Origin of the sequence: Mycolicibacterium duvalii (assembly GCF_010726645.1) — a bacterium.
Lineage (GTDB): Bacteria > Actinomycetota > Actinomycetes > Mycobacteriales > Mycobacteriaceae > Mycobacterium > Mycobacterium duvalii.
The window spans coordinates 2,804,286-2,826,710 of record NZ_AP022563.1 but is presented as its reverse complement, the minus strand read 5'-3'; the positions used below and the strand labels follow the sequence as shown (position 1 = coordinate 2,826,710).

At 68.2% G+C, this 22,425-nt stretch carries 21 protein-coding genes; 6 read left to right on the top strand and 15 right to left on the bottom strand.

The window, feature by feature from the left end:
- Positions 1-2: 2 nt before the first annotated feature.
- Positions 3-617: a hotdog domain-containing protein gene (locus G6N31_RS13275; RefSeq protein ID WP_098004120.1), complete on the bottom strand. Its 615-nt coding sequence runs from the start codon at positions 615-617 to the stop codon at positions 3-5.
- Positions 614-2,167: an FAD-binding protein gene (locus tag G6N31_RS13270; protein ID WP_098004121.1), complete on the bottom strand. Its 1,554-nt coding sequence runs from the start codon at positions 2,165-2,167 to the stop codon at positions 614-616. The genes G6N31_RS13275 and G6N31_RS13270 overlap by 4 nt, the downstream gene beginning before the upstream one ends.
- A gap of 201 nt (positions 2,168-2,368) precedes the next feature.
- Here G6N31_RS13270 and G6N31_RS13265 point away from each other — a divergent pair, with 201 nt between their 5' ends.
- Entirely contained in the window at positions 2,369-2,977 is a 609-nt protein-coding gene (locus G6N31_RS13265; protein WP_276057502.1) for a PadR family transcriptional regulator, read from the top strand.
- On the opposite strand, the gene G6N31_RS13260 is transcribed toward G6N31_RS13265, so the two are convergent.
- Positions 2,974-4,650, bottom strand: a complete 1,677-nt coding sequence (locus G6N31_RS13260; protein ID WP_098004123.1) for a 3-ketosteroid-delta-1-dehydrogenase — start codon at positions 4,648-4,650, stop codon at positions 2,974-2,976. The two genes, G6N31_RS13265 and G6N31_RS13260, sit on opposite strands and share 4 nt — an antisense overlap.
- Positions 4,651-4,787: 137 nt before the next feature.
- Here G6N31_RS13260 and G6N31_RS13255 point away from each other — a divergent pair, with 137 nt between their 5' ends.
- From G6N31_RS13255 to G6N31_RS13245, 3 genes are all read left to right on the top strand, one after another.
- Entirely contained in the window at positions 4,788-5,945 is a 1,158-nt protein-coding gene (locus G6N31_RS13255) for a 3-ketosteroid-9-alpha-monooxygenase, oxygenase component (protein WP_098004124.1), read from the top strand.
- Positions 5,942-6,205 carry a hypothetical protein gene (locus tag G6N31_RS13250; protein ID WP_098004125.1) on the top strand — a complete coding sequence of 88 codons (264 nt, stop codon included), beginning with the start codon at positions 5,942-5,944 and terminating at the stop codon, positions 6,203-6,205. The genes G6N31_RS13255 and G6N31_RS13250 overlap by 4 nt, the downstream gene beginning before the upstream one ends.
- Before the next feature lie 64 nt (positions 6,206-6,269).
- Positions 6,270-7,781: an HNH endonuclease signature motif containing protein gene (locus tag G6N31_RS13245; RefSeq protein WP_163722163.1), complete on the top strand. Its 1,512-nt coding sequence runs from the start codon at positions 6,270-6,272 to the stop codon at positions 7,779-7,781.
- 16 nt (positions 7,782-7,797) lie between these two features.
- Here the strand turns inward: G6N31_RS13245 and G6N31_RS13240 are convergent, their stop codons facing one another.
- The 10 genes from G6N31_RS13240 to G6N31_RS13195 all read right to left on the bottom strand — a co-directional run bounded on the left by G6N31_RS13240 (position 7,798) and on the right by G6N31_RS13195 (position 18,554).
- A complete protein-coding gene (locus G6N31_RS13240) occupies positions 7,798-8,874 on the bottom strand; it encodes a hypothetical protein (RefSeq protein ID WP_098002983.1) in 1,077 nt (358 codons plus the stop codon).
- A 114-nt stretch (positions 8,875-8,988) separates the two neighbouring features.
- Positions 8,989-9,942 carry an alpha/beta hydrolase gene (locus G6N31_RS13235; protein ID WP_098002966.1) on the bottom strand — a complete coding sequence of 318 codons (954 nt, stop codon included), beginning with the start codon at positions 9,940-9,942 and terminating at the stop codon, positions 8,989-8,991.
- 10 nt (positions 9,943-9,952) lie between these two features.
- Positions 9,953-10,819, bottom strand: a complete 867-nt coding sequence (locus G6N31_RS13230) for an SDR family NAD(P)-dependent oxidoreductase (protein WP_098002965.1) — start codon at positions 10,817-10,819, stop codon at positions 9,953-9,955.
- Positions 10,816-11,301 (bottom strand): nuclear transport factor 2 family protein, encoded by a 486-nt coding sequence (locus tag G6N31_RS13225; protein ID WP_098002964.1) that lies wholly within the window; start codon positions 11,299-11,301, stop codon positions 10,816-10,818. Before G6N31_RS13225 ends, G6N31_RS13230 begins: the two co-directional genes overlap by 4 nt.
- A 64-nt stretch (positions 11,302-11,365) precedes the next feature.
- Positions 11,366-12,373: an acyl-CoA dehydrogenase family protein gene (locus G6N31_RS13220; protein WP_098002963.1), complete on the bottom strand. Its 1,008-nt coding sequence runs from the start codon at positions 12,371-12,373 to the stop codon at positions 11,366-11,368.
- Positions 12,370-13,509, bottom strand: a complete 1,140-nt coding sequence (locus tag G6N31_RS13215; RefSeq protein WP_098002962.1) for an acyl-CoA dehydrogenase family protein — start codon at positions 13,507-13,509, stop codon at positions 12,370-12,372. Before G6N31_RS13215 ends, G6N31_RS13220 begins: the two co-directional genes overlap by 4 nt.
- The gene (locus G6N31_RS13210; RefSeq protein ID WP_098002961.1) at positions 13,509-14,291 is read right to left on the bottom strand and encodes a crotonase/enoyl-CoA hydratase family protein; all 783 of its coding nucleotides are present in this window, start codon (positions 14,289-14,291) and stop codon (positions 13,509-13,511) included. The genes G6N31_RS13215 and G6N31_RS13210 overlap by 1 nt, the downstream gene beginning before the upstream one ends.
- Before the next feature lie 29 nt (positions 14,292-14,320).
- A complete protein-coding gene (locus G6N31_RS13205) occupies positions 14,321-15,742 on the bottom strand; it encodes an aldehyde dehydrogenase family protein (RefSeq protein WP_098002960.1) in 1,422 nt (473 codons plus the stop codon).
- A gap of 19 nt (positions 15,743-15,761) precedes the next feature.
- Positions 15,762-16,886, bottom strand: a complete 1,125-nt coding sequence (locus G6N31_RS13200) for a zinc-binding dehydrogenase (protein WP_234815253.1) — start codon at positions 16,884-16,886, stop codon at positions 15,762-15,764.
- A 105-nt stretch (positions 16,887-16,991) separates the two neighbouring features.
- Positions 16,992-18,554 carry an acyl-CoA synthetase gene (locus G6N31_RS13195; RefSeq protein WP_163722161.1) on the bottom strand — a complete coding sequence of 521 codons (1,563 nt, stop codon included), beginning with the start codon at positions 18,552-18,554 and terminating at the stop codon, positions 16,992-16,994.
- 119 nt (positions 18,555-18,673) lie between these two features.
- Here G6N31_RS13195 and G6N31_RS13190 point away from each other — a divergent pair, with 119 nt between their 5' ends.
- Both G6N31_RS13190 and G6N31_RS13185 read left to right on the top strand, forming a co-directional pair.
- Complete coding sequence (locus G6N31_RS13190; protein ID WP_098002958.1) at positions 18,674-20,566, top strand: flavin-containing monooxygenase; 1,893 nt, start codon at positions 18,674-18,676, stop codon at positions 20,564-20,566.
- On the top strand, positions 20,563-21,450 hold the full coding sequence (locus G6N31_RS13185) for an SDR family NAD(P)-dependent oxidoreductase (RefSeq protein ID WP_098002957.1): 888 nt from the start codon (positions 20,563-20,565) through the stop codon (positions 21,448-21,450). Before G6N31_RS13190 ends, G6N31_RS13185 begins: the two co-directional genes overlap by 4 nt.
- 4 nt (positions 21,451-21,454) lie before the next feature.
- On the opposite strand, the gene G6N31_RS13180 is transcribed toward G6N31_RS13185, so the two are convergent.
- Entirely contained in the window at positions 21,455-22,084 is a 630-nt protein-coding gene (locus tag G6N31_RS13180) for a Dabb family protein (RefSeq protein ID WP_098002956.1), read from the bottom strand.
- Positions 22,077-22,418 carry a hypothetical protein gene (locus G6N31_RS13175; RefSeq protein ID WP_098002981.1) on the bottom strand — a complete coding sequence of 114 codons (342 nt, stop codon included), beginning with the start codon at positions 22,416-22,418 and terminating at the stop codon, positions 22,077-22,079. Before G6N31_RS13175 ends, G6N31_RS13180 begins: the two co-directional genes overlap by 8 nt.
- Between the last annotated feature and the right edge of the window lie 7 nt (positions 22,419-22,425).

The following is a 22,425-nucleotide window of genomic DNA, read 5'->3' as shown; positions in this document are numbered from 1 at the left end:
GCTCAGCCGCCGCGGACTCGGGGCCGGATGAAGATCCCTTCGGCTTCGACGGTCACCGTCCCGTTCGCATCGGTGATGCGGCCCGCCGCGAACGTCTTGATGCCCTCCTCGCGGTCGACCCACGCCTCGGCGCGCAGGGCTCCCAGGCGGGTGGGCGCCACGTAGCGGACCGTCAGGGTGCCCGTGAAGGCCGGCGCGTCCGGGCGATGCGCGGTCGCGCCGAGGATGTGGTCGAGTATCAGCGCGCAGACCCCGCCGTGGACGTGTCCGACCGGACCCTCGTAGGCCGCACCCAACACGAGATCCGTTGTCACCCGACCGTTCTCGACCCGACGGACCTTCAGCGGCGGAGCGATCGCGTTGCGCAGCCCGATCGCCACGTTGCCCCAGGTCAGAAATCGCCCGTCGACGGTGCGCCGCACCGGGTACGGGTCGGGGTGCACGTGGCTGCCGAGCAACTCGGCGGCCTCCTCGATAAGCTGGCGCGCCCGCACGACGTCGGGTTCGTCGGCGTCGCTGCGGATGGTCACGTCGACCAGCCGGCGCAGCGACTCGGTCAGCGGTCCGTACAGCTCCTCGGTGCGACGGGCGTCGTCAGGGTCGGGTGCTGCGGTCACTCGGAGCGGTCCTGGGTGGCCATGTCCAGCGCTGCCAGGTGGCTGAACAGCAACGATGCGCCGATCGGGTTGCCCCCGCCGGGATAGGTCGTGCCCGAGACGGCGGCCATCGTGTTGCCCGCCGCGTACAAGCCGGCGATCGGTGTGCCGTCGGCGGTCAGGACCCGGGCGCGCGCGTCGGTGCGCAGTCCGCCTTTGGTCCCCAGATCCGACAAGCCGAACGCGGCCGCGTGGTAGGGCGGGGTGTCGATCGGCACCAGCGGTGATCCACCGTCGGTGAAGGTTCGGTCATAGGCCTCGGCGCCGCGGTTGAAGTCCTCGTCGACACCGGCCGCGGCCAGCGTGTTGAATCGCTCGACGGTCGCCTGCAACTCGACGGCCGGAACGCCGATCGCTTCGGCGAGCCCGGCGAGGGTGTCGGCGGTGTGCCACAGCCCATTCTGCCGATACTGCGCCGGTTCGACCATCGACACGTTGGTCGCGCCGACCGGCGGGAGGTCTCCGGCGCGGCTGTCGTAGACCATCCAGAACGGCAAACGCATTGTGCCCTGCTCGATCTGGCGGATCGCCTCGCGGCCAAGCCGGTCATAGGGGGCCGATTCATTGGCGAAGCGGCGGCCGTCCTGGTTGACGAAGATGCCGCCGGTGAACCACAGTGCGAACGCCGAGCGCCCGTCGGGATGCGTCATCCCAGGAGACCACCAGGCCTGATCCATCAGGTCGACGTCGGCGCCGGCGGCGATGGCCGCGCGATGGGCACCGCCGGTGCTGCCCGGGCCGCCCATGGTGTCGCGGGCGCTGCCGGGGACCCGGTAGTGCGCGCGCATGTCGGCGTTCTGTTCGAAGCCGCCACTGGCCAGCAGCACCCCACGTCGCGCCCGGACCCGGACCGGAGTGCCGTCGTGGTCGATCACCGCGCCCACCACACGGGCGTTCTCGAGGATCAGTTCCACCAGCGGAGCGTTGCGCCAACACTCGACCTGCGGATTCCGCGACATCGCGGCGAGGAACCTGCCGACCAGGGCGCGCCCACCGACCAGCAGATCGGGGGCGGGGGTACCGAGCCGCTCGGTGTCGAGCGGCCCGCGCACCAACCCCGCGTACTCGCCCAGTGCGCTGTCGGGCAGCGGTAGCGCGACGGTGTGCCGGTACCCGTCGTTGCGCGCGCCGGGCGCCGAGCCGTAGTAATCGGGCCAGGGAAAGACGGTGAACTCGAAGGCTGAATCCTGCTCGAGGTAGGCGATCAGATCGGCGCCACCGCGCACGTAGGCGTCCTGCAGATCCCGGGGGGTGCGGTCGCCGACGACGGCGTGGAAGTACGTCAGCGCTGCCTCGATGGTGTCGTCGGTTCCCGCGCGCTGGAGTACTGGATTGCAGGGGAACCACATGCCGCCCCCGCCGGAATAGGCTGTCGTGCCACCGAACCTGTCGGTGGCTTCCACCAACAGCACCGAAAGACCCTCCCGGGCTGCGGTGTAGGCCCCCGCAACCCCGCCTCCGGACCCGGCGACGACGACGTCGACCTCTGAATCGAATCCGGTGGCAGTCATCGCCCTCCTGCAGTCGACGTCGGTGCAGTTCTCGCGGTTACTGTCCGTCATCGGGCTCGTCGAGCGCAACGACGGTTCCCGGTCAGCGGTAGTGGCGAGACGGGCGGTGACCGGCGTTGCTAGCCTTGGCCGGTGACGGAAAGCGCCGAGCAGGCTCCCCGGGAGCTCAATGTCTCACCCACGGGGTGGGCGTTGCTCGGCATGCTTTCCGGCGGCGAGGAACTGTCGGGTTACGACATCAAGAAGTGGATCAACTGGGCGATCCGATTCTTCTATTCGAGCCCGGCCTACAGTCAGATCTATTCCGAGCTCAAGCGGTTGGAGCGGCTGGAGCTCGTCAGTTCGCGCGTCGACGCCGGTATCCGCAACCGCAGAATGTACAAGCTCACCGAGAAGGGCATGGCGGCCGTGACCCGCTGGGCCAACGAGGAGCCGGTGGAACCGCCGACGCTCAAACACAATCCGCTGCTGCGGGTGATGCTCGGTCACCTGCTCCAGCCGGGCCGCCTCCGGGAAATCCTCACTGAGCACGCGGCATACGCAGAGCAGTTGCAGCGCGCTGCAGCCACCGAGGTGCGGTGGACCGCCGAGCAACCCTCGTGGTCGTATGCGCGCCTGGCGCTGCGGTGGTCGGAGCAGTACTACGCCGCCGAACGCGATCTCGCGCTGCAGATGATCAAAGAGCTCGACGCCGTCGAGGAGGCGTTCGGCGAGACCGGGCCCGAGGGCGTGCAATTTCCGATGCCGGAGTACTGGCACGAGGTCGAGCGGCGCATCGCCGCCGAGGATTCGTCGGACTCCACGGGTTAGGGGAGTCTGCCGGCGGCATGCCGGGCAGCGATATAGCCGAACACGAAACCCTGTCCGATGGTCGCGCCCGCTCCGGGGTACGACTTGCCGAAAGCATTGGCCGCGGTGTTGCCGATCGCGTACAGACCTTCGATCGGCGGGCCGTCCTCGCGCAGGACCCGGCCCCGGGTGTCCGCGCGCAGACCGCCGCAGGTGCCGAGGTCGCTCAGCACCACCTGCACCGCGTAGTAGGGGCCTTTCTCCAGTGGACGCAGGTTCGGGTTGGGGGTGACGGTCGGGTCGCCGTAGTAGCGGTCGTAGGCACTGGCCCCGCGGCCGAAGTCGTCGTCGACTCCGGATCTAGCCAGGTCGTTGAAGCGACTGATCGTGGCCAGGAGAGTCTGTGGCGACGCACCGATGCGCGCCGCCAGACCGTCAAGATCATCGCTGCGGTGGGCGATGCCGGCGTCATACCATGACTGCGGAATCGGCATCCGCGGAAACAGTTCCGCCGCCATCAGATAACTGTTGCGGTAGCGCTGGTCGAACACCATCCACATGGCCTCGACCGGGTCGCCGGCCTGCTCGCGGCGCAGCAGTTCCTGACCGAAGGTCATGTAATCGGTCGCCTCGTTGATGAAACGCTGCCCGGTCTGCTCGACCAGCAGGCAGCCGGGAAGCGACCTCTCGGCCAGCATCACGGTGGGTTCCCCGCCGGGCAGCGGCGCGAAAGCCGGAAACCACCAGGCTTGGTCCATCAGGGCGGTGTCCGCACCCAGATCCTGCCCGAGGCGAATGCCATCGCCGGTGTTGCCCTCGCCGCCGAGGCTCAGATGCTCGCCGAGACGTTCGGACTGGAACTTGTGCCGCCAGCTCATCAGGTGATCGAAGCCACCGGCCGCCAGCACCACGCCGCGCCGTGCCGAAATCTGGGTCTTCACACCGTCTCGAGCGACGATCGCGCCGGTCACCCGTCCCTCTTCGGTGAGCAGGTCGACGACCGGAGCGTCGGTCCACACCGGTATGCGCGCGTCCAGCACCCCGGCGAACAGTCCCGCGGCCAGGGCCTGGCCGCCGGCGGCGTAACGGCGGCGCATCGCCAGGCCACCGATGCCCTGCGCCGCGCGCAGCAGGATGCGCGGCCAGGACTTTCGCGGCACCCGGACCATCAGGTTCAGCCACCGGTAGTCGGCACCTGTCACCGGCATCGGGAAATCGGACTCCATGACACCGGGGCGCAGCCGGGCCAGCGCGTCACCCAAGACCGCGGTGTCGAACGGGCGGCACTCGCAGGTGCGGCCGACCGCGCTGCCGCCGGGTGCTTCGGGGTGGTAATCCGAATAGCCTTTGGCCCACTGGAACTTCATCGGCGTGGTCCGGCACAGCATCTCGATGGTGGCGGGCCCGTGTTCGACGAACGCGTGGGCCCGCTCGATGGGCGCGTCGCCGTCGACCACGGCATCGAGGTAGGTGCGACCGTAGTCCTGGGTATCGCTGGACCCTGCCGCGGTGAGGATGGAGTTGCCCGGCATCCAGAAGGCGCCCCCGGAGCGGGCCAGCGAACCACCGACGAGAGACGTCTTCTCCACGACCAGCACCGAAAGACCGAGTTCGTGCGCTGCCAGCGCGGCGGCCAGACCGGTGCCCGAGCCGACGACCAGGAGATCGACGGAGATGTTCTGCGGAGTCGTCACCGGGAGATTCTGCAGTGCAGGGGCTGGGCGCGTCCCCAGTGCTGCCCGGTCAGTGGAACAGCTGGGGTCCGCGGGCCCGGGAGCGGTGCTACAACATGTTTCTCCGCCGGCAAGCAACCACGTGAGGATGGCAGGCGATGACCTCGTTCCAGTCCGACAGCCCCACAGACGTCCGCCAGATCGAGGCGCAGGCCGCTCCGGCGAGATATGCGCGCGGCTGGCACTGCCTGGGCTTGACGCGGGATCTGGGTGACGGAAAGCCGCACGCCATCGAAGCTTTCGGCGGAAAGCTGGTGGTCTTCCGCGCTGAGGACGGCACGATCAACGTTCTCGATGCGTACTGCCGGCACATGGGTGGCGACCTGTCCGACGGCGAAGTCAAGGGCAATGAGATCGCATGCCCGTTCCACGACTGGCGGTGGGGTGGGGATGGCCGCTGCAAACAGATCCCGTACAGCCGGCGGGTGCCCAAGCTCGCGCGCACCGCGACGTGGCCGACCATGGAGCAGGACGGCATGCTGTTCGTCTGGAACGACCCGGAGAAGAAGGCCCCGCCGGCCGACGTGACGATCCCCCGGATCGAGGGCGTCGGCGGCGACTCCTGGACCGACTGGCACTGGTACAGCACCGTGGTGCACACCAACTGCCGCGAGATCATCGACAACGTCGTCGACATGGCGCACTTCTTCTACATCCACGGCGGACTGCCCACCGGCTTCAAGAACGTCTTCGAGGGTCACGTCGCCACGCAGTACTACACCAGCGACGCGCGCCCCGACCTCGGCGGCGGGGAGGGGGCCAAGATCCTCGGCACCACTTCCGTGGCGTCCTACTACGGCCCGTCTTTCATGATCGACGACCTGACCTACCACTACGAGCACGGCGACCAGCGGACCGTGTTGCTGAACTGTCATTATCCGATCGACGCCGAATCCTTTGTGCTGCAATACGGCATCACCGTGCAGAAGTCCGATGCGCTGCCCGAGGACGCCGCGATGCAGATGGCGATCGCACTCGGCGATTTCGTCAAGATGGGCTTCGAGCAGGACGTGGCGATCTGGCGGCGCAAGGCGCGCATCGACAACCCGCTGCTGTGCGAGGAGGACGGGCCCGTCTACCAGCTGCGCCGGTGGTACGAACAGTTCTACGTCGACGCCGCCGAAGTCACGCCGGACATGGTGGACCGCTTCGAGTTCGAGATCGACACCACCCGCCCCCGTGAGGCGTGGCTGAAGGAGGTGGAGGCCAACCTGGCGGCCGGCCGGCTACCGAGGCTGGTGGGTGTGAACAAGTGACCGTGCGCCCCGACAACCGGCTCGCCGATGCGCCCATGCAACCGGTCGAATGCCGGACGTGCGGGGCGCGCGTGCTGGTGCGCAAGAGCAGTTGGGAGCAGACGAGCGTGCAGTGGGATGCCGCGGCCGCGGCGCGCTGCGAGGAGCGCCGAGCTGCGGCGCGGGCCGGTGACACGTTCCTGCGGGGGTGTACCAACGTGCGTGACGCCATCGAATCCGCGGTGTCGCGCGGGGATCTGCGGGTCCTGTCGGACACCTAGTCGACGGCGACGAGATGGGTTCGGCCGCACCGGGGTAGAGGACCCCGTTTTTGTCGGGGGCCGAATGTATGTTCGAGTCATGTCGGGTGTGGCTGTGCGGGAGGCGGTTTCGGCGGTACGCGCCGCCGTGGACGCGCTCGCCGCCTGCGATCTGGACCTGCTGACCCGGCCGGAACTGGTGGCCGCGCTCGACGAGTTGGAGACCCTGGGGTGTCAGCTGCCCGCGGTCCGTCACCGGCTGCTGGGCCGGTTGCAGACCGAGACCACCCCGCAGCAGATGGGCGCCAAATCGTGGAAAGAAGTGCTCTCGGTGCGCTGGCGCATCTCGCGCGGCGAGGCCGGCCGCCGGCTGACCGAGGCCGCGCTGCTCGCGCCGCGCCAGCCGATCACTGGGCCGGCGCTGCCGCCGGCGCTGCCTGCCACCGCCGCCGCCCAGGCCCACGGCCTGATCAACGACGAACACGTCGAGGTGATCCGCAAAGCCATCAACAAGCTGCCCGGCTTCGTCGACACCACCACCCGCGAGAAGTTCGAGCTCGACCTGGTGCGCAACGCGGTCGGGGCCGGGCCCAAAGAACTCCAGGATGCCGCCGCGCTCACCCTGTTCCTGCTCGACCAGGACGGGCCCGAACCCGACGACACCGAACGCGCCCGCAAACGCGGGGTGTCGATGGGCAAGCAGCGCGACGACGGAACGACTTCGGTCACCGCCGAGTGGACCCCCGAAGCCCGCGCGGTGTGGGAAGTCATTTTCGCCAAATACGCCGCACCCGGGATGTGCAACCCCGACGACCCCCAACCCTGCACCTCCGGCACGCCGACCCAAGCCCAGATCGACAACGACCACCGCAGCCTGGCCCAACGCCAACACGACGCGATGGTCGCCGCCGGACGCATCGTGCTGATGAGCGGTGAACTCGGCCACCTCAACGGGCTTCCGGTGTCGGTCATCATCCGCACCACGCTGCAAGATCTCGAATCCCGGGCCGGGATCGGCACCACCGGCGCCGGCACCGTGTTGCCGATCGCCGAGGTGCTCCGGCTAGCTTCCCACGCCCACCACTATTTGGCGGTGTTCGACCGCGCCACCGGCTCCGCACTGGACCTGTTCCGCACTAGACGCACCGCGTCCCCGGCCCAGCGGATCATGCTCATCGCCCGCGACGGCGGCTGCACCAAACCCGGCTGCACCATCGGCGCCTACGGCTGCCAAGTCCACCACGACACCGACTGGTGCCGCGGCGGCAACACCAACGTCGACGAACTCGCCCTGGCCTGCCCACCCGACAACCGCAGCGTCGACACCAACGGCTGGACCACGCGCATCACCGGCGGCGACGTCGAATGGATCCCCCCACCCCATCTGGACACCGGGCAGGCCCGGCTCAACAACTACCACCGCCCCGAACGCCTGCTGCGCCCACCCGAACCAGAATGGCTCAGCGACAACGCCGAGGCGACCACCAGATCCGTTGGCGGTGAGGCGATCGACGACTCTGAGTCAGACGCCGCACTCCCCGTAGACGATCCCGGCGAGCCCGGCGGACCCGCACCACCGGACGGCCTCACGGCCTGACGGCGGTCACCGACGTTCAGGTGAGCTGGAACGCGCTGAGCGGCGCTTCCTCAGGGTAGATCGCCGGACCGCCGAGGTCGTAGGCGGCGTTCAACGCGCCGATGAACGCCGGATCGTGCAGGGGCGCGCTCGGGATGTCGAGTTTGATGCCCTTGGTGGCCAGATCGTCGACCATCATGTCGATGGCCTTATCGATGGTCAGATCGTCGGTGTGGTCCATGTTCTTCTTCAACTCGTCATAGTCCGAATACACTTCGGCGGACCAGTGCACGAGGAACCGCAACTCGTCGGTGTGGTGGCGGGCGATCACGTCATCACCGTTGCGCAGCACCCAGTGGTCGCGAGAGTCAGGGTCACCGGCGAACACAGTGTCGAACGACAGGCCGGCTGGAACCTGTTGGTCCAGCGGCCCGTTAGCCTCACCGCGGTGCACCATCATCTCGTTCTGCACCACGACGCCGCGGTTGTACACGGGCGGCTGGACACGCTTGGGGGCCTTGAGCGGGCCGTCGGGCCAGTACGTGAATCCGCTGCTCTCATCGTGAGAGAACCAGGTGATCACCTGGGCCATCTTGATCAGGTAGTCGGTGAACAGACCGGACTTGCCCATCACGCTGACCAGCCAGGTCGGCGCGTTCTCGTACCGCACGCCGCGGAAGCTGGGGGAGTCGAGATGACCCGGGTCGCGGTTGCAGCACGGCCCGTTGATGTTGAACAGCATCATCTGCGGTTTGGCGTACTGCGCACCCCAGTACGACTTTGCTTCCTCCAAAAAGCCTGCGTTATAGAAACAGTCGTGCAGCTCGGGGTAGAGGACGGTGCCGTAGTTGGCGAGATGTCCGCGGAACGTCGGCGTCAAGAACAGGTCCAGCGTGGGGGTGAAGCCCTCGGGGAACTGCCCGCTCATGGTCGCCATCAGCTCCTCGGGAGACGCAAAGTGCTGGGCGATGATCAGACTCCAGGGCGCGTCTCTGCGCACCACATCGAGCAGGCGGTCCCGTTGGTCGTCGGTGTAGACGTTGTCGACCTCGCGCGGCGGCGCCGCCGGACGCAGGACGTCGGACAGCTCCATGCGCCGTTCCTCGGTGAGCATCACTGGCACTCCTTCTCTCATTACGGCGCCGCTGCGCCGGTGTTGTGTTCGATTGTGGTTTCGTCCACCGCGGTCGGGACGGGGCATGTCCGGCCATCGGGAGATTGGTCGGTGTCAGGGGAAAAGCAGTGGGTGGGCGAACTTCGCCCGTAGCAGGGCACCGATTTCGGCCATCGCCAGCCGGCCGCGGGCGGTGGTCTCCGAACGCATCAGAAACCCGTGGTAGATACCGGGATAGCGGGTGAGCGTGGTCTGCACGCCGGCGTCTCGGAGCCGGCCGGCGTACCGTTCGCCCCAGTCGGCGATGGGATCCAGTTCGGCGGTGACGACAATCGCCTGCGGCAAACCGCTCAGGTCGGTGGCATACGCGGGCACGCGGCGGACGTCGTGCAGGTTATCCGCGCCTCGGTCGGCGAGCTCGTGCAGGTAGACGATGTCGTCGTGAAGCAGCATGGGCGCCTGCGGGTTCGCCAGTACCGACGCTGCCGCCATGTCCCGGTCCAGGCCGGGATACAACAGCACCTGTGCGAACAGGTCCGGCCCGCCGTCGTCCCGCGCGGCGAGCGCAACCGCGGCGGCCAGCGCCCCGCCGGCGCTGTCACCGCAGACGACTATTCGATCGTGGCGGAACCCGAGCCTTTCCGACTCCGCGGCGACCCACGTGGTCACCGCCCATGCGTCGTCGAACTGGGCCGGCGGCGGGTGCTCCGGCGCCAACCGGTAGTCGACGGCGACGACTACGGCGCCGCTAGCTGCGGCCAACGCCCTGGCCATGGGTTCGAAGGAACGGTTGGAGCCCATCACCAGACCGCCGCCGTGCAGATGAACGATCACCGCAGAGGGACGGTCCGGCGCATCGGGCCGGTAGATCCGCACCGGCACCGGTCCGCCGGATCCGTCGACCTGGATGTCACTGATCTCGGCCATCGCGGGCATTTCCACTGGGAGAGGGGCAGACTCGATCGCATCGCGCACCGCCTCCAGACCACGCTCACGCATCGGGACCTGCGGCCCGAAGGACGCGACGCGGGCCGCGGCGTCGGGATCCAGCACCGGCTGGTGGGTCACCAGGAAGCCTTCAGTGCTCGGCCGGGTCGAACCGGCGCGTGGTGCGAAGCTGGGGCGGGGTCCGGGATCGCAGCACCTCGGCACGCTCGGCCATCGCCGAACCGACGTAGTCCGGCTGGGTCAGCAGATAGAACGCGCCGTCGGCGGCCTGGTCGAACACGACCTCGGCGGCCTCGATCGGGTCCATCGCATCGGCTTTGATGTCGAGCATGGCCGCGCGTTGCGACTCGGCCGCGGCGACGTCGGTGCCGTCGGCGGCCGGGTCGACGCCGCCGGCGGTTTCGAAGATGTTCGACTTCACCGCGCCCGGCAGGACGGCCTGCACCTGAATCAGGTCGGCGTGACCGGCCAATTCCACTTCCAGACGCAGACATTCGGTCAGCGCCAGCACGGCGTGCTTGCTGACGATGTAGGGGGTCTGTAGCGGGACCACCGCCACCCCGCCGATCGACGACAGGTTCCACACCCACGCGCGGGTCTGCGCGGCGATCATCCGCGGCAGGAACGCGCGCACCCCGTGAAACACCCCGCTGACGTTGATGTCCATCACGCGGTTCCAGTTCGCCACCGGGGTGTCCCACAGATAGCCGAACTGCTCCACGCCCGCATTGTTGACCAGCAACCGCACCGAACCGACGTCGCGGTAGACGCGCTCCGCCAGGGCTGCCATCGCGTCGGCGTCGCGCACATCGCACACCACGTCGATCGATCCGGGCAGCTCGTCGCGCAGCGCGGCGGCGGCTTGGGCATCCACGTCGACCAGTACCACCGTCATGCCGAGCCGGTGGGCATGCCGGGCGAGACCGGCACCGATGCCGGCGGCGGCGCCGGTGATGACGGCGACACCGCCGCCGAAAGTTTCGCGAGCTCGCGTCATGCCGTGACGCCAGTGGCGGCCTTCGTCCGATGCTGGGCGAACGGGATCGAGTCCTCGGCGTCGAGAATGACTGTCATCGAGGTGAAGACCAGACAGCCGCCGGCGCGCCGGATGCCGACGTCCACGACGCCCGACGACACGTCGAAGGGCACGTTGTTGGTGACCTGGTTGACGTACAGGTAGAAGCGAACAGTGGTGATGTCGCCGTCGGTCCCGGTCCGATGGATGTTCGTCGCGTGGTGCCGCAGCGGGTACGGGTTCTCGTCACGGTGCTGGTTCAGCCAGGCCAGCGTCTCCGGTCCGCCCTGCACCTCGGCCGCCAACAGTTCCTCGAACGGGCAGTTGCCCGAGTCGGAGCGGCTCAGATACCGCATGTCCTCGGCGAGATAGGCGCCGAGGACGTCGAACTGACCCTGGTCGTAGTGGTACCAGAAGCTGGCGATGAACTCCTGGACTTCGGGCAGCGTGATCTCGTTGGTCATGCCCTCGAGTGAACCGCCGCCGTGTGGCTTCCGGCACACTGCCGTCCGGTCAGCGGAACACTCCTCAGCCGGCGATCAGCGGCCACAGACCCGCAGCGCCGGCGGCCACCGCACCACGGGTCAGCTGTTCGTCCCAGTGCTGCACCGAACCGTATTCCGAGCGCCAAGCCAACGCGGCGCGGGTGTAGCGGTGCAGCGTGTGTTCGACAGTGGTGCCGATCGCGCCGAACGCCTGGTGCGCATTGCGCACCACCACCGACGCGGCATGGCCGGTGCACGAGCGCGCCGTCGCCACCCGGAAAGCGAGCGAGGCGCCGGACCAGTCCGTGGCGATCGCGGTGGACATGGCGGCCTCGGTGGCCGCCCGCGCGAGGGCTGCTTCGGCGGCGAGGTCGGCGACCAGGTGCTGGATCGCCTGGAATTTCGACAAGGGACGGCCGAATTGCACGCGGGTGCTCGTGTGCTCGATGACGAGGTCGACGATGGTGTCGAGGGCGGCACAGACCTGAAGCGACCGCACCAGCGCCGACTTGAGCCGCAACTGCTCGACCAGTTCTTCCGGCACGGTGATCGCGTATGGCGCCAGGTCCGTGAGGTCGGCGGTCACAGTGTCGCGGGGCTCGTCGACCATGTTGGTGCCGGGTGTGATCCGCATTGCGGCGGCGTCGGCGTCGACCAGGTGGTGGCCGTGGGTGTCTGCCCAGACGACGACGATGCGCCGTGCGGTCGAGGCCCACGGCACGCTCGTCGCGGTTCCCGAGTCGTCGAGCACGCACACCGTACGACGGTTGCTGTCGGCCGGCAGGCCTGCCGCCTCCAGCAGCCAGCAGGCCAGCAGATCGTGCTCGGCCAGGGGAACCCGGACCGCGTGCCGGACGGCGGCCGAGATCAGCTCGGCCGCCTCGGCCCATCCTGCTCCGCTGCCGCCGTGCTCCGGTGAGCCGGTGAGGCGCACCAGACCCAACTCGTCCAGGGCTTGCCATATGTCGGGGTCGGCGCACGGTCGTGCTGTGGGCCCGTGGGTGGCCAGCACCCGGTCCATCATCTCGATGAGAGCGGCGTCGACGGTCATCGCATGCCCAATCCGCGCGCAATCACACCGCGCAGTACCTCGGTAGTGCCGCCGCGCAGGGTGAAGCCCGGCCGTTGATCCACCGCGGCGGTGAGGAGCGTTCGCAGCGCCGGATCGGTCGGGGACTCGTCGCCGGTGCGCAGATCGACGAAGTCGGCGATGTCTCCTTCGGTGGTGGTGCCGAGCAGTTTCACCACCGCGGCCGGCACGTCGGCGGGCTCGCGGCGTTCCAATGCGGCAGCTACCGCGGTCGACATGTGGTGCAGCCCGGCGATTCTGCCCACCAGCCGGCCGAGGCCGGGATGGTGGGAGTCTGCGCCGTCCACGGCGGCGGCGAGCAACCTGAACGTCGACAACAACCGTTCCGGTCCGCTGCGTTCGAACGCGAGCTCGGAGGTGACCTGGCGCCAGCCCTGCCCGATCTCGCCGAAGACCATGTCGTCGGCGACGAAGGCGTCGTCGAGGATCACCTCGTTGAAGTGGTGGCTGCCGTTCATCGACACGATGGGCCGGACCTCGACACCGGGGCCGTCGAAACGCACGATGAACTGGCTCAGACCGTCATGGCGGTGGGCCGGATCAGCCGGGGAGGAACGGGCCAGCACGATGAATGCGTGGGCGCGGTGCGCGCCGGACGTCCACACCTTGGTTCCGGTGAGACGCCATCCGCCGGCGACCCGCGTGGCCCGCGTCCGCACACTCGCCAGGTCCGAACCCGAGTCGGGTTCACTCATGCCGATCCCGAAGAAGCATCGTCCCGCGGCGATCTCCGGGAGGAATTCGCGCTTCTGGGCCTCGGTGCCGTCCTTGAGGAGCGCCGGCACGATCTGGCGGTCGGCGATCCAGTGCGCGGCCACCGGTGCACCGGCGGCGAGCAGTTCCTCGGTCACGACAAAACGTTCAACGTGGGAGCGGCCGTGGCCGCCGTACTCGGTGGGGACGGTCATGCCGATAAAGCCGCGTTCTGCCAGCGCTGCGGTGAAGCCTTCGTCCCAGCCGCACAGCCACCCGTCCACCGAGGGCGTGAAGGCACCGGCGGCCAACTGTTCGGTGAGGAACGAACGTACTTCGACACGCAACGCGGCGGTGCCGGCGTGGTCTTCCCCGGTCGCGGGCACCAGCCGAGGCGCGTTCATCAGCTGCTCCGCCAGCGTTCGATGCGGGCTGCGTGCTCCGGGTCGCGGTGGGCCAGCGGCTGCATGGCCGCCGCCATCGCCAGAGTCGATTCCAGCGAGCCGGTGCGCGACTCCTGCAGTAGACGCTTGGCCATCCGCAACGCATGCGGTGGGTTCTTCGCGATGCGGTCCGCGATATCCTTTGCAGCCGTGAGGAGTTCGTCGTGGGCGACTACCCGGCTGACCAGCCCCCACGCCAGCGCGGTGGCGGCGTCGATGCGATCCCCGGTCAGTGTCATCTCGGCGGCGCGCTCGTAGCCGACGGCGCGCTGCAGGAACCAGGTTCCGCCGTCGCCGGGCACCAGGCCGATCTGCACGAAGCTCTCCGCGAACGACGCGCGCCCCGACGCGACCCGGATGTCACACATCGCGGCCAGGTCGCACCCGGCGCCGACGGCCGCGCCGTTGACCGCCGCGATGATCGGCACCTCCAGCCGCGCGAGCGCGCGGGGAATGCGCTGGATACCGTCGACGTACGCATAGCGCTGCGCGATGGGTTCCAGCCCGAACATGCCTTCGCGGTCGGCCATCTCCTTGACGTTGCCGCCGGCCGAGAAGATCTTGCCCGTTCCGGTCAGGATCACCGCGGCCACCGTGCTGTCGGAGTTCGCGGCGTCGACGGCCGCCTCGAACGCGGCAATGAAATCGATTCCACTGACCGCATTTCCGGCGTCGGGGAGGTTGATCGTCCACGTGGTGACTGCGCCGTCGGCGGAGATCAGCAGCGGATCGGGTGTGTTCACGATGTGTCCTTCTTTTCGATTGCTGTCGGTCAGGGCAGCTGCAGGGACTTCACCTGCAGGTACTCCTCGAAACCGAAGCGGCCGAGTTCGCGGCCGACGCCGGAGCGCTTGTACCCACCGAACGGTGCGGCCGGGTTGTACTTCCCTCCGTTGATGTCGAGTTGCCCCGTCCGCACCTGCCGGGCGAAGGCGATCGCGGTGTCGTCGTCGCCGGCCCACACCGCCCCGGACAGGCCGTACGGCGTGCCGTTGGCAATCGTCAGCGCTTCGTCGGTGTCACGGAACGGAATCACCGCCAGGACCGGGCCGAAAACCTCCTCCTGGCCCAGCTCCGACTGCGGATCGACATCCGCGAACACCGTCGGCGCCACGTAATACCCGGTGTCGGCGATCTTCTCGGCACCACCGGTCAGCAAGCGTGCACCGTCGCGCTGGGCCCGCTCGATGAAACCCCGCACCGTGCGGTACTGCGTCTCCGACGCGGAAGGCCCAATGCGAGTGGCCGGATCGCACGGGTCTCCGACTGTGTACTTGGCCACCGCGGACTCGATGATCTCGAGTGCTTCGTCGTAACGGGCCTGCGGCACCAGCATGCGGGTCCATGCCATGCAGGTCTGTCCGCCGTTGAGGAACGCGTTGCCGACGCCGACTTTGACCGCGGCGGCGAGGTCGGCGCCGTCGAGGATCACGTTGGCGGACTTGCCGCCCAGTTCCAGCGCCACCTTCTTGATCGTCGCGCCGGCCAGCTCACCGACCCGGCTCCCGACGCTGGTGGATCCCGTGAACGAGACGACGTCGACATCGGGGTGGACAGCCATCCGCTCGCCGATGACCCGGCCGGGACCGGACACCAAGTTCACCACCCCGGGCGGCAATCCGGCGTCGGCGAGCGCCTCGACGAACTCGAACACCGCCAGCGGGGCCTCGTTGCTGGGCTTGAGAACCACCGTGCAGCCCGCAGCGATCGCCGGGATCACCTTGGCCACCACCTGGTACAGCGGATAGTTCCATGGGGTGATGGCCGCGACCACGCCGTAAGGCTCACGTACTACGAGCGAATTGCCGATGCGTTCCTCGAACTCGAAGCGCCCCAACACCTCCGCGACGGCGCGGGCGACCGCCAGCGGAACCTGCGTCTGGACGGTCTGCGCGACACGGATCGGCGCGCCCATCTCGCTGGTGATCGTCTCGGCGATGTCGGGCAACCGCTTGTCCATCGCGGTGATCACCGCGTCGAGGCGTGCGCGGCGTTCGGCAACGCTGATCAGCGGGTCGAACGCCCGCTGGGCCGCGGCGACCGCGATGTCGACGTCGGCGTCAGAGCCGTTGGGCACGGTGCCCAGCACCTCTTCGGTGGCCGGATTGACCACCTCGATGACTCCGGTGCCGGCCGGGGTGACCCACTCACCGTCGATGAACAGCTGCGTGCGGGTGTACTCGTGGTTGCTCATGGATCCTCTCGGGAAGGGGTCAGGGCACGATGCTGGCGCGGACGTCGCGCTTGTCCGACGCGGCAGCGAAGGCGGCGTTGATGTCGTCGAGCGGGTACGCGGTCGCGGCGAGCCGATCCAACGGCAAAGTGTGCTGGTAGCGCTCGAGGAACGCCAGCGCACGGGACAGCACCGACGGATCGTAGAGCGAGACACCGACCATCGTCTTGTTGGAGAAGACGAACCGCGACGGATCGAACTCGAAGGTCCTGCCGACATTGATGTTGCCGATCTCGACGTAGCGGCCGAACTGGCCAAGCAACTTGAGACCCTCGTCGATCGCCGACGGGTGCCCGACCACCTCGACAACGACGTCGGCGCCCTGCCCGTCAGTGAGCTTGCGGACCATCCTGGTCCGGTCCTGGTCGGTGGTCCCGGTGATGTCGATGACGGCGTCGGCGCCGAACGCGGTGGCCAACTCAAGGCGCTCGGGCACCCCGTCGATCGCGATGACCTTGGCCGCACCGCGGGCCTTGGCCACCGCGACGGCATAAAGACCCAACGCGCCCGCACCCTGGACTACGACGTACTCGCCGAGTTGTTGGTCGACTCGTTCGAGCCCGTACATCACCTGTGACAGTGCACAATTGGCGCCAGCGGCGATCTCGTCGGGTACCGAGTCCGGAACCGTATAGATCACCGCACCGGCCGGCAGTACGAAATAGTCGGCATAGCCGCCGACGAAATACGGCGGCTCGTCGGCGCGGCCCAGCATCGCCATCGTCAGGTTCAGGCACGCGTTGCGCCGCCCGGACAGGCAGTTGCGGCAGGTGTGACAGCAGAAGAAGTAAGGGAAGACCACGCGCGTGCCGACCGACAGCGGGGCGCCGTTGGAGTCCGCGTCCACACCGTCGCCGAGCGCATGGACCATACCGACCATCTCATGGCCCAGCACCGTCGGTAGCTGACCGCCCAACCCGCGCGTGGCGAACGTGCCGTGCCAGGCATGGACATCGGAACCGCAGATGTTCGCGCGCAAGACCTTGACCAGGATCTCACCCGGACCGAGGTCGGCCAGTGTGACCTGTTCGATCTCGAAGGGCGTGCCGGGCTCGTCGAAGCGGGCGATGCGGCCCTGGACACCCTGGAACGGAGCGTGGCTCACAATCGTGAATCCTCCTCGAACAGCAACGGTTTGAGGAACGGTAACGGTGTGTCGGTGGTGAAAAACCGGTAAATCCCGCCCAGCGGTCCCCACCGGCGGCATCGACTAGGCGAACCGCTCCCGAAGTACGCGTTTGAGCAGTTTGCCACTCGGGTTCTTGGGCAGCGCGTCGATGAAGTAGAGCTTCTTAGGAGTCTTGAAGCCGGCCAGGTGAGTGCGGCAGTGCTCGAGGAGTTGCGGTTCGTCGACGTCGGCCCCTGCCCGGACGACGACGGCGGCCACGACCGCCTCCACCCACGTCGGGTGCGGGAGGCCGAAGACGGCGGCCTCTTCGACGGCCGGATGGCGGTACAGGACCTCTTCGACCTCGCGGCTCGCGACATTCTCGCCGCCCGTCTTGATCATGTCCTTCTTGCGGTCGACCACATGCAGTAGCCCGTGTTCGTCGTAGTAGCCGAGATCGCCGGAGTGAAACCAACCGCCACGGAACGCCTCGGCGGTTTTCGCGTCGTCGTCGAGGTAGCCGAGCATCAGATGCGGGCTGCGATGCGCTATCTCGCCCACCACACCGGTGCCCACCTCGGTGTTGTCGTCGTCGAGGATGGCGGTCACGACGTTGACCACCGGCCGGCCCGCCGAGCCCGCATGCGCGTCCTGCTCGTCGGGACCCAGCGCCGAGGCCAGCGGTGCCATCTCGGTCTGCCCGTAGAAGTTCCACAGCCGCAGGTTAGGCAGCCGCTCACGCATCTCGGCGAGGATCTCGACCGGCATCGCCGAGGCGCCGTAGTACCCCTTGCGCAGACTCGACAGGTCGACCTGATCGAAGACCGGCGAGCGCAGCAGAGAGATCCACACCGTCGGCGGGGCGAAATAGTTCGTCGCACCGAAACGTTCGATGTTGCGTAGCACGTGCTCCGGATCCGGGCGGGGCAGGATGATGCTGGTGGCGCCCAGAAAGACGTCGGTGATCAGGAAATTGTCGAGCTGCGCACAGTGATACAGCGGTAGCGAATGGATCTCGACGTCGCTGCCCTCCATCGACCCGGCGATGATCGAGCTGATGTAGTTGCCCATCAGGCTCCGGCTGGAGTGCATGGCGCCCTTGGGATGAGATTCGGTACCGCTGGTGTACATCAACCGAATGAGCTGATCATCGGCGATGTACGGGTTCGGCGCGGTCGAGGTGGTCTGTGTCCACTGCGCGAAGTCGGTCCAGCCCGCCGGTAGGGTCTGTCCCGGCAGGACGAGTGCGGCGGCGGCGCGCACGCTGCCGCCGAGGCGCATCGCCGCTTCGGCGGTGGGTGCCAGGTCGGCTTCGACGAGAAACCCGGTGGCCCTGCTGTGGCCGAGGATGAACGCGATTTCCTCCGCGGTGAGCATGAAATTGACGGGGACCAGCACCACCCCGGTGCGGGCGGTGGCGAACGCCAGCACCGCGTACTGCCAGCAGTTGTGTGACAGCAGCGCCACCCGGTCGCCGACGCCGAAACCATTGTCCGCCAGCGCTGCTGAGACGCGATCGACCAGATACTCGAACTCGGCGAACGTCAAACTGACCTCGCCGTCGACGATCGCGAGCTTGTCGGGATTCCTGCGTGCGGGCCGCCGCGGGATGTCGCCGAGCGCGTGGCTGCGCGCGGTCGCGAGCACCTGGTGCAGATCATCCATGCCGGCGACTGTAGGCGCGCCGCCACGCGCGCCCCCGCCTGGTATCCCGCTGAGTAGACAAGGCCCGGGCTGTCCGGCGGTAGGCGTCCGATACTCGGTGCCGGCAGCGAGGAGGAGCGATGACAACGCGTGACCCGGACCGGATGCGGGCCAACCTGCGGCAGGCCGACGCAGGAATCCTGGTGGCGGTGCTGGCACAGCTGACCGGCGACCCCGGCGTGGTCGACCGCTACGCGCGACGGATCTCCTTCGTGCCGGACCCGCCCGAACACATCGGGGTCACCGACCCGCGGACCCTCGACGAACTCGTCGAGGAGGTGGCCGCCGCGCTCGAGGCACCCTGCCGGCCCGACGCTCTGGCCCCTGATGATCCCGCGTTGTTCGCGCGCGTGGCTCCGCTGGCGCTGGGCACCGAGGTGGACGAGGAGTATCTGGAACTGCTCGCCGAACAAGGCGGATTTCATCCCTCGCAGCCGGTGCTGCCGCGCACCGCGAAACTGCCGCACGACTTCACCGTGGTGATCGTCGGCGCCGGCATCGCGGGGATGGCCGCGGCGCTGGAATGCGCAGCCGCCGGGATCGACTACGAGATCATCGACCGCAACGACGAAGTCGGCGGCACCTGGTACACCACCGTCTATCCGGGTATCGGGGTCGACACCCCGTCGGCGTACTACTCGCTGTCGCGCGACATCAACGGCGACTGGACGAGCTACTACCCGCAGGGTGCGGAGTATCAGCGCTACCTGCAGGCGGTGGCGGACCGGAACGGGCTACGCGAGCACATCCGGTTCAGCACCGAGGTCGAGGCGCTGTGGTGGGACGACGAGCACGCACGCTGGGAGGTTCACACCGTCGGCGCGGACGGCGGCCGAGGGGTCCGTCACGCCAACGTCGTCATCCCTGCCGCGGGATACCTCAACCGGCCCCGATGGCCGGACCTGGCCGGTCGCGAGACGTTCGGCGGGGTGAGCATCCACTCCGCGGAATGGCAGCCCGACCTGTCGCTGACAGGGAAAAGGGTGGCGGTCATCGGCGCCGGCTGTACCGCTGTGCAGATCGTCGACGCCTGCGTGGACGAGGTCGAACACCTGACGGTGTTCCAGCGCCAGCCGCACTGGGTCGCCCCGCGCAAGCGGTCCACCGATGACGTGCCCGAGCATCGACGCTGGCTCAACGCCCATCTCCCGTTTCACGCCAACTGGGTTCGTCTGAAGTCCTTCTGGGGCACCGCGGACAACAACCACCCGGTGATCCTGCGTGATCCGGAGTGGGCCGCCGGACATCTGTCGATCTCGCCGGCCAACGACCGGTTGCTGCAGATCTGCCTGGAATACATCGACCGCACCTTCGGCGCCGACTCGGAGCTGGCGAAGAAGGTCACACCCGACTTCGCGCCCTACGGCAAACGCATCATCCGCGACCCCGGCGGTTACTACGCGGCACTGACCCGCGACCACGTCGACGTCGAGGCCGCCGAACCGGCCGCGGTGAACGAACACGGGATCGTCACGGCCGACGGCCGGCAGATCGATCTCGACGTGATCATCTACGCCACCGGTTATCACCTGGACTTCCTGTCCACGGTCGACATCCGCGGGCGCGATGGGGTGCGGCTGACCGACGTGTGGGGGGACAGTCCCGCGGCTTACCGCGGCGGGCTGGTCCCCGGCTTCCCGAACATGTTCATCTCCTCGGCGCCGAACTACAGCCCCGGCCACGGGGCGGGTCACAACTTCGGCGTCGAGGTGATGGTGCACTACGTGATGGAGTGTCTGCAGCTCATGGCTCTGCGCGGGGCGTCCACGATCGAGGTGAAACCCGAGGCGTTCGACGCCTACGTCCGCCAGATCGACGATGCGATGGCCCAGACCGTGTGGTGCCACACGCCGACGGCGCACACCTACTACCGGTCCGGCGGTGGCCGCATCGTGACCGCGTTCCCGTTCCGGCTGCTCGACGTGTGGCAGAGCCACCGCGTCCCCGACGAAGAGGACTTGGAGCTCCGATGAGTGGATTACTCTCCGGCAGAACGGCTCTGGTGACCGGGAGCAGCCGGGGGATCGGGCGGGCGATCGCGCAGCGCTTCGCCGCCGAGGGTGCGACCGTCGCGGTCACCGCGCGCTCGTATCAGCCCTCACCCTCGTGCCGGGCCGGCCGTCGGGAGGAACTGCCCGGCACCATCGGCGAGACGATCGCACTGATCGAGGAGGTCGGCGGCAAGGCGTTCGGCCTCGCCTGCGATCTCGAGGACGCCGAGGCCCGCGCCGGCCTGGTCGACGCGGTCGTCGAGCGCACGGGCCGGATCGACATCCTGGTCAACAACGCGGGCTACGCCGACTACTCCGTCGTCGAAGACATGGCGATCGACACCTTCGACCGCACCGTCGAACACTATGTGCGTACCCCGTTCGTGTTGACGCAGAAGGCCGTTCCGCACATGCGCCGGCAGGGGGAGGGGTGGATCGTCAACATCGGATCGGTCACCGGACTGGCGCCGGCGCGGCCGTACCGCGAGTACAACAAGACCTCCGGCGACGTCGTCTACGCGTCGATGAAGGCCGCCCTGCACCGGTTCACCCAGGGCGTCGCCGCCGAGCTCCTGGACTCGAACATCGCCGTCAACGTCGTCGGCCCGTCGAGCGCAGTGCGCACCCCCGGGGCCGCGAGCCTGATTCCGGACAACTTCCCGACCGAGCCGGTGGAGTACCTCGCCGAGACCGTGCTCGCCATGTGCCACCTGCCGGCGTCGGTGCGCACCGGTCTGGTGGCCTTCAGCCTGCACTATCCGTGGTCGCAGCAGCTGCCGGTACACAGCCTGGACGGCACCCGAGTGTTACCGCCGCTGGAACCGCCGGCGACCGCAAACCCGAACATCCTGCCCACCGGGCTGTAGGCGCTCAGCGCAGCACGCGAGCCTCGTCGCTGCAGAAGCTGTGGCAGACCCGTTCGCGAACGATCACTTTCGGGCATTCCGGGTCGAACCACTGGTCGACGACGGCCCAGTGGATCGGGTGCATGAGGTAGGCGCCCATGATGCCGTCGGCGTCGGTGAACTCCTGCTCGAACACGTGGGTCCACTGCGTGTCGCCCACGGTGCGCTCCGCGCGGCTGAGCTGCCAGGCGCTGATCGTGTCGACATAGCCGGGGAGCAACCGCAGGTCGGCTTCGAACCGGTCCGCGGTCGGGCCGTCGGTGCCCGGTGCGACCCGCAACAACAGGGTGCGGTAGACACGTCCGGGGGACCGGCCGCCGATGATCTGTGGACTCCCCGGGTAGTCGGCGCCGTTGACCCGGGTGATCGCCGGGTCACGCAGCGCCGCGTCGAACCGGTCGGCGGCCGCTGACCATGCCTCGGCGCTGTCGAAGCGCAGGTGAACCAGCAGGTCGCCGCCGTTGCGGCTGCCGGTCAGGGTGGGGGCGACCAACTGCCGGACCGCGTCGCACTGTCGAGCCACCTGCTGCAGCTCCTGCCGTATCCGGACCCGGTCAGCCTCGACGACATCGAGGAGGCGGGTGACGCTATACATCGCAGAGGCTTTCGACGTCGTCGAACGCCGCCGCCGCGCTGCGGTCGCGCTCCATGACCAGATCGGCCACGCTGTCCCACCACGCCGCCAGAGTCGGGTCGGGGCGGCCCTGCCAGGTCATCTCCCACCAGGCCTGCGGACTCGGCAGCGACCAGGTGACGGTGACGGTGTTCGGCTCGGTGTCGAACCAGATCGGCGGCGACACCAATACGCTGCGCAATGTCATCCCGCGCTGCCGGGCCCCCGGGGCGTAGCCGCTCAGATAGGTGTCGACGAACTCGCGGGCGCGGCCAGGCCGGGTGACCACCCGGTCGATGACGAAGACCTCGGTCATGGCTGCA